This is a genomic window from Streptomyces sp. NPDC005805 (assembly GCF_040630445.1).
GTDB lineage: Bacteria > Actinomycetota > Actinomycetes > Streptomycetales > Streptomycetaceae > Streptomyces.
In genome coordinates, this window is the sequence record NZ_JBEXXN010000095.1 from 1 (window position 1) to 10,589 (window position 10,589).

General features: G+C 75.7%; 11 protein-coding genes and 3 pseudogenes. 7 read left to right on the forward strand and 7 right to left on the reverse strand.

All coding sequences use genetic code 11. From position 1 onward, the window contains the following. Positions 1-174, reverse strand: a pseudogene (locus tag ABZ457_RS29895) (cbb3-type cytochrome c oxidase subunit I); the annotation flags it as partial. Between the two features lie 145 nt (positions 175-319). Here ABZ457_RS29895 and ABZ457_RS29900 point away from each other — a divergent pair. Beyond that, positions 320-814 (forward strand): annotated as a pseudogene (locus ABZ457_RS29900) (sigma-70 family RNA polymerase sigma factor); the annotation flags it as partial. Positions 815-1,022: 208 nt separating this feature from the next. Further along, positions 1,023-2,060, forward strand: a complete 1,038-nt coding sequence (locus tag ABZ457_RS29905; RefSeq protein WP_359163988.1) for a CU044_5270 family protein — start codon at positions 1,023-1,025, stop codon at positions 2,058-2,060. A gap of 42 nt (positions 2,061-2,102) precedes the next feature. On the opposite strand, the gene ABZ457_RS29910 is transcribed toward ABZ457_RS29905, so the two are convergent. From ABZ457_RS29910 to ABZ457_RS29930, 5 genes are all read right to left on the reverse strand, one after another. Further along, positions 2,103-3,998, reverse strand: a complete 1,896-nt coding sequence (locus tag ABZ457_RS29910) for an alkyl sulfatase dimerization domain-containing protein (protein WP_359163990.1) — start codon at positions 3,996-3,998, stop codon at positions 2,103-2,105. Positions 3,999-4,167: 169 nt separating this feature from the next. Further along, positions 4,168-4,683, reverse strand: a complete 516-nt coding sequence (locus ABZ457_RS29915) for a hypothetical protein (protein ID WP_359163993.1) — start codon at positions 4,681-4,683, stop codon at positions 4,168-4,170. A 220-nt stretch (positions 4,684-4,903) separates the two neighbouring features. Then, the gene (locus tag ABZ457_RS29920) at positions 4,904-5,455 is read right to left on the reverse strand and encodes an MSMEG_1061 family FMN-dependent PPOX-type flavoprotein (protein WP_359163996.1); all 552 of its coding nucleotides are present in this window, start codon (positions 5,453-5,455) and stop codon (positions 4,904-4,906) included. A gap of 234 nt (positions 5,456-5,689) precedes the next feature. Beyond that, the gene (locus ABZ457_RS29925) at positions 5,690-6,442 is read right to left on the reverse strand and encodes an AraC family transcriptional regulator (protein WP_359164011.1); all 753 of its coding nucleotides are present in this window, start codon (positions 6,440-6,442) and stop codon (positions 5,690-5,692) included. 203 nt (positions 6,443-6,645) lie between these two features. After that, positions 6,646-7,542 (reverse strand): alpha/beta hydrolase, encoded by an 897-nt coding sequence (locus ABZ457_RS29930; protein ID WP_359163998.1) that lies wholly within the window; start codon positions 7,540-7,542, stop codon positions 6,646-6,648. Positions 7,543-7,720: 178 nt separating this feature from the next. On the opposite strand from ABZ457_RS29930, the gene ABZ457_RS29935 reads away from it, so the two are divergent. Genes ABZ457_RS29935 through ABZ457_RS29945 form a run of 3 tightly spaced genes read left to right on the forward strand, consistent with a single transcriptional unit; the run spans position 7,721 to position 8,933 of the window. Beyond that, positions 7,721-7,894: a hypothetical protein gene (locus ABZ457_RS29935; protein ID WP_359164001.1), complete on the forward strand. Its 174-nt coding sequence runs from the start codon at positions 7,721-7,723 to the stop codon at positions 7,892-7,894. A 29-nt stretch (positions 7,895-7,923) separates the two neighbouring features. Continuing rightward, positions 7,924-8,280 (forward strand): hypothetical protein, encoded by a 357-nt coding sequence (locus ABZ457_RS29940; protein ID WP_359164003.1) that lies wholly within the window; start codon positions 7,924-7,926, stop codon positions 8,278-8,280. Next, positions 8,277-8,933 (forward strand): HAD family hydrolase, encoded by a 657-nt coding sequence (locus ABZ457_RS29945; RefSeq protein WP_359164006.1) that lies wholly within the window; start codon positions 8,277-8,279, stop codon positions 8,931-8,933. Before ABZ457_RS29940 ends, ABZ457_RS29945 begins: the two co-directional genes overlap by 4 nt. 29 nt (positions 8,934-8,962) lie before the next feature. Here ABZ457_RS29945 and ABZ457_RS29950 read toward each other — a convergent pair whose 3' ends face one another. Further along, positions 8,963-9,370, reverse strand: coding sequence for a hypothetical protein (locus ABZ457_RS29950; RefSeq protein ID WP_359164008.1), 408 nt, complete (start codon positions 9,368-9,370; stop codon positions 8,963-8,965). Positions 9,371-10,138: 768 nt separating this feature from the next. On the opposite strand from ABZ457_RS29950, the gene ABZ457_RS29955 reads away from it, so the two are divergent. Both ABZ457_RS29955 and ABZ457_RS29960 read left to right on the forward strand, forming a co-directional pair. After that, positions 10,139-10,489, forward strand: coding sequence for a hypothetical protein (locus tag ABZ457_RS29955; RefSeq protein ID WP_359164014.1), 351 nt, complete (start codon positions 10,139-10,141; stop codon positions 10,487-10,489). An 8-nt stretch (positions 10,490-10,497) separates the two neighbouring features. After that, positions 10,498-10,589: pseudogene (locus tag ABZ457_RS29960) on the forward strand (metallophosphoesterase); the annotation flags it as partial.

Genomic DNA, 10,589 nt, shown 5'->3' on the forward strand with positions numbered 1-10,589 from the left:
CATCGTGAACGCCTGGTTGAACTGCTCGTTCGACATGATCTGCGTACCCGGACGGGCCAGCTCGGCGCGCATCACGAGCGCCATCAGACCGCCGACGCAGAAGAACCCGAACGACGTCACCAGATACAGGGTGCCGATCGTCTTGTGGTCGGTGGTCGTCAGCCAGGTGACGACCCTGGTGTCTCTGATCCTCGTGTCTCTGATCCTCTTCACGCCCCGCCTGTGTCCGCCACCGGCCCGGGCGTCACACTGATCCGGAGCGACGCGCGTCACATGCGCGGGCCGTGACGATCGGACGGGTGGCGGACACCAAGAGGACATGAGCAACGACGAGAACTTCGCCGCTGCCTATCGCGAGCACTACTGGGCGGTCAGCCGCTATGTCGCGCGGCGACTGGACGGGCGGACGGGCGAGGTGGAGGAAGTGGTGGCAGAGGTGTTCACCGTGGCCTGGCGCCGGCGGGGTGAACTCCCCGGAGAGCCGCTGCCCTGGCTCTACGGCGTGGCCCGCAACTGCCTCGCCAACGCGATACGCGGACACGGCCGGCGCCGGCGCCTCCTCGACCGGCTCGGGAACCAGGAGGCGGCCGCCGGACGGCAGGCGAGTCCCGGGCCCGACGCCGAGACCCCCGGGGCCTGGGTGCACGAGGCCCTCGGGCGCCTCTCGGCCGCCGACCAGGAGGTGCTGCGCCTGACCGCGTGGGAGGAACTCGGCGTCGACGAGGTCGCCGTCGCCCTCGGCTGCGGCAGCCGGGCCGCCGCGATGCGGCTGCACCGGGCCCGCCGCCGGCTGCGCGGCGAGATCGACCGCATCCGCCCCGGCGCGACCGGCCCCGCCGGGCCCCCGGCCGCCCCGGCCGGCGGCCCGCCGCCCGCCCGCGAGAGCGTGCCCGTGCGCGAGGGCGTGCCCGCGCCGACCACCCGCGACGGCCTGCCCGCACCCGAAGCGCGCCCCGCACCCGCCACCCGGCCCGGGCCCCTCACCCCCTCGTCCGACGCCGCTCCCCGTGAGGAACACCGCCATGGCTGACGAACTCGACCTGCTGCGCGCGGCCGACCCGGTCCCGGAGCACGGTCCCCACTTCGGCGACGGACCCCTCGACCACCGCGCCGAACGCGGCCTCGAACGGCTGCTGGCCGGCGCCCCGGCACCGGAGACCGCCCGCACGCGGCACGGCGCCCGCCCCGCGCACCCGGGGTCCGCCCACCGCCGGCCCGCCCGGCGCGTCGCCTGGGGCCTCGCCGCCTCCGCCGCCGTGATCGCGACGGTCTCGGCGCTGCTGCTCGCGGACTCCGGCTCGGCGCCCGCCGTCGCCGCCCCCGCGCCCCTGGAGGTGCGCGCCGACTCCGCCCGCCTGCCGCTGGACCGGCTCGCCGAACGGGCCCACGCGGCCGCCGGGGACGGCACGCCCCGCCTCCTCCAGGGCACCCATGTACGGACCTGGAGCCTCGGCATGGCCGAGGGGAAGCCGCCGGTCACCCACGCCGAGGAGCGCCTCGTCCGCCGGCAGCCCGACGGCGGCCGCATCGAACTCGTGGTCCCCACCGACCCCCGGGACACCGGAGCCCCCGCCCTCCGGGACGACGGCGGCACCCCGCGTCCGGTCGACGGCGGAGCGGACGTCACCGAGGTCACCCACCCGCCGAGCTGGACCGACGCGCCCCCGGGCGCCACCCCGCCGAACCGGCCGGACCGGCTGCGCGCGTATCTGACCGAGGCCGTCCACGACGAGGAGCTGACCACGCCCGAACTCCTGGACGCCGTCGCCGTGTTCCTCGACCACTGGACGCCCGGCGCGCGCGAGTCCGCCGCCCTCGCCCGCGTCCTCGCCGACGCGGAGGGCCTGCGGCCCGCCGGTCAGGTCACCGACCGGCTCGGCAGGCCGGGCCAGGCGTACACCTACGAGGGGGGCGACGCGCCCCCGGGCGTCCGCCGCATGCTGATCATGGACCCGGGGTCGGGGACCGTCCTCGGCCTGGAGACCACGTTCACCGCCGACCAGCCCGCGTACGGGGCCGAGGCGGGGGACGTGATGGAGTACCGGGCCTGGATGCGGTGACCGGCCGGGCGCCCGGCACGTCCCGGGCGCCCGGCCGCGGGTTCAGGGGGTGACGATCGCGAAGTCCGGGTCCGGCTCGTCGAGAAGGCCCATCAGCTCGGTGAGCACCCCCGGGTCGCCGGTGACGCGCACCCGGCCCTCGGCGGCCAGGGCGGCCGGATCGGCGGTGCCCAGCAGGATGGCCCGCAGTTCCGCCTCCCCGAGGGCGATCTCGACCTGCGGGTCGGCCGCCTCCGGACTCGGCCCCGAGAAGTACGTCAGCACCCCGTTGCGCAGCCGCATCGTCACCGGCTCCGCGTCCGCCGGCACCCAGCGGACCGTGAGGTCGGCGTCCCAGGCGCGCGGCCCGTCGACGCGGATCGCCAGGGAGTCGAAGAGCTGGGCCGGGGTCAGCGCGTTCATCAGGTCGGGCGCCGTCGCGACGACCGGCGTGCCCACCGCGCCCCGGCGCAGTTCCAGCGCGCCCGTGAGGAAGAAGTTCCGCCAGGTGCCGTTCTCGCTGCCGTAGCCGAGCTGCTCCAGGGCGTCGGCCTGGAGTTCCCGGGCCCCCGCGTTCTCCGGGTCGGCGAAGAGGACGTGGTCGACGACCTGCACCACCCAGCGCAGATCGCCCTCCTCGAACGACTGCCGGGCCCGGCGCAGCACCTCGTCCGCGCCGCCCATGAACTCCACGTACCGCTCGGCCGCCGCCTCCGGCGGGTGCTGCCACAGGTGGGCGGGGTTGCCGTCGAACCAGCCCATGTACCGCTGGTAGACGGCCTTGGTGTTGTGGCTGACCGAGCCGTAGTAGCCGTGGGTGTGCCAGGACCGCTCCAGAGCCGGGGGCAGCTCCAGCCGCTCCGCGATCTCCGGGCCGGTGAGGCCCTGGTTCAGCAGGCGCAGGGTCTGGTCGTGCAGATACGCGTACAGGTCGCGCTGCCGGGTCAGGAACTCCAGGACGCGCGGGCGGCCCCACACCGGCCAGTGGTGGGAGGCGAAGACGACGTCCGAGGCGTCGCCGAAGAGCTGGACCGTCTCCGTGAGATAGCCCGCCCAGGCGTGCGGGTCGCGGACCTGGGCGCCGCGCAGGGTCAGCAGGTTGTGCAGGGTGTGGGTGGCGTTCTCCGCCGTGCACAGTGCGGCGTGGTCCGGCAGATGCAGGTTCAGCTCGGACGGCGCCTCGGTGCCGGGGGTCAGCTGGAAGACGAACCGGATGCCGTCGATCGTCTCGGTCTGCCCGGTGCGGGTGACCTCCAGCGTCGGCGGGATCAGGGTGACCGTGCCCGTGGAGGTCGTCGGCCCCAGGCCCGCGCCGATCTGGCCGCGGGGGCCCTTGGGGAGCGCCGCGCCGTACATGTAGGCGGCCCGGCGGGCCATCGCGGTCCCGGCGTAGACGTTCTCGCTCACCGCGTGCTCCAGGAACCCGGCCGGGGCGACGACCGGGACGCCCGCGTCCGCCTCCGCCCGGGAGAGGACGCCCTTCACCCCGCCGAAGTGGTCCACATGGCTGTGCGTGTACAGCACACCGGTGACCGGGCGGTCGCCGCGGTGCTCCCGGTACAGCGCGAGGGCGGCGGCCGCGGTCTCCGCCGAGATCAGCGGGTCGACGACGAAGACGCCCCGCTCGCCCTCGATCAGCGTCATGTTGGACAGGTCGAAGCCGCGCACCTGGTAGACGCCGGGCACCACCTCGAACAGCCCGTCACCGGCGACCAGCCCGCTCTGCCGCCACAGGCTCGGGTTGACGGTGGGCGGGCACTGGCCGGTGAGGAAGCCGTAGGCGTCCAGGTCCCACACCACGCGGCCGTCCTCGGCCCGGATCAGGCGCTCGGCGGCGGTGCCGAGGAAGCCCCGGCGTTCGTCGTCGGCGTCCCGGGTGTCGTCGAAGGGGTACCGGCGGCGGATCTCCTCGTGGGCGGCGGCGATGCCGGGCTGCGGGCCGTTCGCGTCGGTGGTCACCTGTGCTCCTTCCGGCGGGCATGGGGCCTGCTTCCCGAAGGGACGCGGCCCGGCCATGCTGCGGGCGGGGGCCGGTGGTCACCATCACGCGTGGGCCGTCCGGGTGAGGGGCCCGGTCCGGCACGTGCCCGGCCCCGCCCGGTCGCGGCACCGGGCCCGCCCGGCCCCGTCAGCCGTCGTGTCGCGACCCCGCCGGGGCGTGGCGGATCGTCAGGTCGAGTGCGCGGATGGCCTCGCGGGCGCGGTCGGGGTCGCGGCCCGTGTCGATGGCCTCCAGAGCCGCTGCCGCGGCCGTGCGGACGGGATGCGGGAGGCCCTCGTCGGCGCAGATGCGGTAGGCGATCGTCCGGCGGGCCGTGCGTTCCGCCGGGGTGACGCCGTCCGGGCCGGTGAGGGGGAAGGCGGCTGACTCGTACGCGGTGACGCCGCGCAGGGCCGCCGCCGACAGGCCCTCGCCGTAGCCGTGGTCGGACGCCTGTGCCGACGCGCTCTCCAGTCCGGCGAAGACGCGGCGGCGGATGACGAGCGTCCCGCACCAGGCGGCCGCGCCGGTGAACGGGCCCGAGAGGAGCGCGGGTACCGGGCCGCCGAGTGCGAACGCGCCGCCCGCGGCGACGAGGGCTGCGGTGAGCGACAGCACGGCGGCGATCAGCGTGTACACGCGGGTCACGGCACGGGTGTCCATGGCCGGTCAGTATGCCGAGTGGGACTCCCCGCCCCGCGCCCGCCCCCGCCCGGAGACCGGTGGGAGCTTCCGGGTGGCCGCCGGCTCGGGACCGGCAGCCACCGCCACGGAGCCCGGGTGCCCCTGGCTGGGACGTTCCGGCACCGGGCGTGTGCCCCCGCCCCGGGGCGTCATGCTGCTCCGCGCGGGTGAAACCCCGCCCACCGGGGGCGGCGGCCGGTCAGACGTCCTGCCGGGCCGCCGGGTCCCACAGGCCGGACCGGGTCAGCGACTGGGAGCAGTGCCGGTATATCTCCTCGATCTCGACCAGCAGCGCGAGCGCCGGTCGCCGCCCCGCCACGGTCATCGCGTCGAAGAACGGCGCGTCGGTGAGGATGCGGGCCCGCCCGTTGATCCGCAGGACGTCCCGGCTGCCCGGCACGAGGTACAGCAGCCCGGCGTGGGGGTTCTCCAGGATGTTGTGCAGGCTGTCGCCGCGCCGGTTGCCGGGACGGTCCGGCAGGGCGAGGGTCCCCGCGTCGAGGACCCGGGTGAAGCCGGGGGCGTCACCGCGCGGGGAGACATCGCAGGCGCCCCGGGCGTCGGCCGTCGCCAGCAGACAGAACGGGGCGCGGGCGAGGATGCCGGTGTCGTCGTCGGTCAGCCGGTCGTGGACCTTGTCGATCACGATCGGGTGGGGTTCGCCCAGCAGGGCACGGAGCTCGGCGCCCGAGCGCAGCTCGGTGAACCCGCCCGTGGGAGCGACGGTGGCGGCGGGGGTCTTGCTGGGCATACGGAGTCCCGGTGGAGGCGAGGTGGGTGAGGTGGATGAGGCGGGTGAGGTGGACGGGCCGGCGGGGCGGCGGTAGCGGACGGCCCGGGTGAGACCGGAGTGAGGTAAGGCTTGCCTTGGCCGCACTGTAGGAGACGGGTGTTCGATGTCGCAATCGATGCTTTGTGACACCGCTTGTAGCAATCGGGACAGGTGTCCGTGCCTCCAGGGGCTGGTGGGACGCGCGGCCCCGGCTCAGGGCGCCCGGAAGGTGCCCGGGGTCAGCCCGGTCGTACGCCGGAAGGCCGCGCCGAAGGCGCTCGCGGAGCGGTAGCCGACCTCCTCCGCCACCTCCTCGACCTCCCGGCCGAGCGTGAGCAGCGCGACCGCGTGCTGCGCCCGGACGGAGGCGACCCAGCGCGCGAAGCTCGTCCCCGTCTCGGCGGTGAACGCCCGGGTGATCGTCCGGGTGCTCACGCCCAGCTCGTCCGCCCACTCCGCGAGGGTGCGCCGGTCGCCCGGGTTCCCGGCGAGCGCGGTCGCGATCGGCCGCAGCAGGGCCGAGGTGGGCGCCTGCACCAGGAGTTCGCGCGGCGAGGGTTCCAGGACGTCGAGCACCATCGCCTCGGTGGTCGCCCGGGAGGCGGGGGACAGGCCCGGTTCGCCGAGGCGCTCCAGCAGCAGGCGCAGCAGCGGGGTGATCTCGACGGCGACCGGGGTCTTCGAGAGGGACGGCGTGGTGTGGTAGCCGAAGAACCCGGCCCGGAACCACGTCCCGGCGACCGCCGACCCCGAGTGCACGGTCCCCGCGGGCATCCACAGCCCCAGCGCCGGGGTGATCGTCCAGACCCGCGCGCCCACGACCGCGGTGGACGCGCCGCGCTCGTTCCACAGCAGCTCGTGGAAGGGGTGCGAGTGCTCGCCCCAGGTGGTGTCGCAGGTGACCCGTTCGTCGTACGCGCGGATGGCGAACGGCGTCTCCGCCGCCCCGGCGGCGACCACCGGCAGCGACCGCGTCTCGCGGCCCGCCGCGCGCGGGGCCCCGGGCGTACCGGGGGCGGATGGGCGCGGGGGTGTCGGGGGCGTCACGGGCACGGTCTCAGCCTAGGCACCGTGCCCCCGCAGCCGGGCCGGGGTCGGTTCGGGACGGGCCCGCCTCGGGACGCAGCCTCGCCCTGAGGCCGGGACCGTCCCGCCCAGGGCCCCCGCCCTCAGGCCGACCCGGCGAGGACCTCCCGCAGGGTCTCCGCGAACTCCGCCGGCGCGCCCTGTCGGCCGTACTCGCCGCCGAGGAAACCCGCGTGGTGGCTCGGGAACACCGTCAGCGGCGTGCCCAGCAGCCGGGCGACCTCCGCCGCCGCCCGGGCCGGGAACTCGCCCTCCGACTCCTTGCCGGCCGCCACGACGAGCCGGGTCGGGGTCGCCCGCAGCGCCTCCGTACCGGGCCGGAAGCCCGTGCAGCCGAGCATGTTCTGCCCCAGCAGGGGATCGTCGCGGGAGCCGTCGTCCTCGGCCGGCAGACCGAACGCGGCCGGGTCGGGCGCCGGCTCGGTCCGCCAGTCGTCCGGGAAGGGGCCCTGCCGGCCGGCCGCCGCGATGAACTTCGCCATCGCGTGGCCCATCCCCTGCCGCAGATAGGTCGTGTGGATGTCCTCGCACACCCCGAGCACCGCCTCGCGGTCGGGCAGCACCCGGGCCGCCGGCGGCTCGTGCGCGACGAGGGTCGCCACCAGGTCCCCGCGCCGTGCGACCAGGGCCAGCGCGTTCACCGCGCCGCCGCTGCTCGCGAACAGGTCGACCGGCCCGGCGCCGACCGCCTCGATCACCCGGCGCAGATCGTCGGCGTGCTCCTCCGGGGTGGTCTGCGTGGCGCCGTCGGTGCGCACACTCCGCCCCGAGCCCCGGGGGTCGTAGGTGACGACCGTCCGGTCCGGGAAGTACGAGGCGAGGGTGACGAACCCGGCCGCGTCCATCGGGGAGCCGATCAGCATCAGCGGCCGCCCGCCGCCGCCGCCGTCGCCGCCCTCGGGCCGCCGTACGTCGTAGTGCACAGTCGCACCCGGTGCCTCCAGGGTGCGGGTGTCGGTCGCGGTGTCGGTCTCGGACATGTCCGTCTCCTCACAGGGGTGAACCACTACGCGTACTGACCGCCGCGGGCCCCGTAACTCATCGGTCCGCGGCCCGAAGGCGTCAGGTCGTGTCCGGAACGTGTCTGCGCACGGGATCCGGGGGCACACGAGCCGTTGCACCGAGACCGTCCCCCTTCCGGAAACAGGGAGTTGTCCCATGCTGGCCATAGCCGCCGCCGTACTGTTCTTCATCGCCTTCCTGATCAACGCCGCCGACATCGGCACGAACGACGTCTTCTCCTCGACCAATGTGATGCTGCTCGGTCTGATGCTCCTCGCCCTGCACGTCGCCGGTGTCGGCAACTCCCTGCGCACCGGTCGCCGCCGCTGAAGCCCGCGTGACGGGGTAGACGCGTCCGCATGGGACGAACCCGTGTCTCCCCGGCCCCCGGCGCCCACCGCGACGCCGGGGCCGAGGCGTGGACGGCCTGGGTCTACGCCGGACTGGCGCTCCTCGCGGGGGCGCAGCTGCTGGCCGGGCCGTGGGGCTCGGACGTCGGCCGGTCGGCCCTGCTGCCGACCCTGGTCGGCCTCGTCTGCTTCCCGCTGCTCGCCCTCCGGGCCTTCCGCAGGTCCCGCGAGCGCGACCGTGGTCGTGACCGCGCCCGGGACCAGGACCGGGCGCGCGGGAGCCGCCCGTGCCGCACCCTGGAAGGTGGGCCCGGACCCCGGGGCGGCCCCGCGCCCCGGGCCCATGAACCAGGAGGCGGTCCATGACCCGTGCGGCGCTGTTCGACGTGGACGGCACCCTCGCCGACACCAACCATCTGCATGTCGTCGCCTGGTGGGAGGCGTTCCGCCAGGCCGGGCACCGGATCCCCATGCACTCCGTGCACCGGGCGGTCGGCCTCGGCTCCATGGATCTCATCGGCCATCTGCTGGGCGAGGACCGGGACACGGACCAGGACGCGGTGATCGCCGCCGCCCACAGGACCGTCTACGGGCAGTGGCTCGACCGCCTGCCCGCCCTCGCCTCCGCCGGGCAGCTGCTGCGCACCCTCGCCGCCCGGGACTGGCGGGTGGTCCTGGTGACCTCGGCGAGCGGGCCCGAGCTGGACGCGCTGCGCCGGGCGATCGACGCGGACGACGCCGTGCACGGGACGACCAGCTCCGACGACGTCTCCGCCGGGAAGCCCGCGCCGGAACCCGTGCTCCAGGGCCTGGAACTGGCCGGGGCCGAACCGCGCTCGGCCGTGTTCGTCGGCGACACCGTCTGGGACATGCAGGCCGCCGCCCGGGCGGGCGTGCCCGCCGTGGGGCTGCTGTGCGGGGGCATCCCGCGCGTCGACCTGGAACGGGCGGGCGCCCGCGCGGTCTACGCCGACCCGGACCACCTGCTCAGCGGCCTCGACACCAGCCCGCTCGGCTGAGCACCCCCTTGCCGCGCCCCGGCGGACGGTCAGGGGCACGCCCCCGGTGCCGCCGGCCCCGCCGCGTCCAGCGCCTCGCCGAGCGACCCCGCCACCCGTACCCCGGTCCCGTCCGCCGCGCCCTCCAGCAGCGACCGCAGGGCGGTCGGCGCCCCGGCCGCGTACACCGCCGTCTGGGACCTGAACTCCCCGAGCAGTGCCAGGAGTTCGGGGTGGGCCGCGGAGTGGGTGGCGGAGAGGTCGAGGACGAGGGAGCGCCGGTCCTCCGCCAGGCACTCCTGGAGGGCGTGACGCAGCGGCGGCAACTGCTGGACGCCGAGCGGTCCGCCGACCGTGACGACCCAGGCGCCGTTGCGCAGACGCCGGTTGAGGACCGGCTGCCCGGCGGCGGACGCGGACGGTGTCGGGAACGTGGTGCAGATGAGCGAATCGGCCATGGCCCACACCTAATCAGGTCACCGGCCGAAACCCGGGCGTCCGGCACCGCGCGCCGGGAGCGGTTCCACCCGGGCGGCTGGGCCTCCCGGCCCCACCGGCAGGAGAACGGCGGCTGCACCACCCGCTGACCGTACGGACCGGGCGGCGGGATCCCTCCGTGTAGCGTTGCGATCATGACCATGCCGCCTCCGAAGTCCCCGTACGCCGGGCCGCCCCAGCAGCCCCCGACCGGGCAGCCGGGGCAGTAGCCGCCCCAACCCCCCTACGGCCAGGGCCCGTACGGCCGGCCGACGTACGGCCAACCCCCGCACGCGGGCGGGCCCTACGGCGGTGGGCCGTACGCGGGCGCGCCCCACCCCGCCGCCCCGGCGCCCTACCCGGGCGCGCCCGGGCCCCGGCCGCCCGGCCACGGGTACGTCCCGTACCCGACCGGGCCGGGCGGGCCGCCCAAGCCCCCGCGGCAGGTCGGGGTCTGGCTGATCCTCGGCTGCGTCGCCGCCGGTGCCGGGCTGCTCGCGGGGCTCGTCTGGTACGGCAACCTTCCGAGCGACAGCGCGCTCAAGGGCGGACCGGCCGGGGGCTCCGGCGCGTTCCCCGCCGCCGAGTACCGCCTCCGGGCGGCGCCCACCCTCCTCGACGGCGACTACCGCCTGGCGGACGACCAGTCTCAGGAGCGGCAGGCCGAACTCACCGGCAACGTCAGCGAGGCCAACATCCGCGACCCGCGCGGCACCGTCGCCCAGTACACCTCGACCTCGAAGGCCGGAGTGCTCGTCGTCTCGGGCCTCTCCGGCCGGATCAAGGACCCCGATCAGGCGCGGGAGAGCATCCTGAAGGGGGCGGCCGAGGCCGACGGCGCCGTGCTGTCCGTCCCGGCCGAGGACTTCACCCCCGCCGGCAGCGAGGTGACGATCACCTGCCAGGTGATCACCGCCGAGCAGACCGACGGAACCAGCACACCCCTGCCCATGTGCGCGTGGGCCGACGACAACACCAATGCCTCCGTCGCCCTGGTGACCGCCGACTCGGCGACCAAGGAGGCGTCGGAGATCGACCTCGCCGCGATCGCCAGGGACACCGTCCGGGTCCGGACCGAGCTGCGCGAACCCATCGGCTGAGCCGGGACGCCTTCCCGACGCCGACGTACGCCACCTACGGCAATGTCGACATCCCGCGCCTGTGGCCGGAGTTCGCCCGGCCCGGCACCACGGTCCTGGA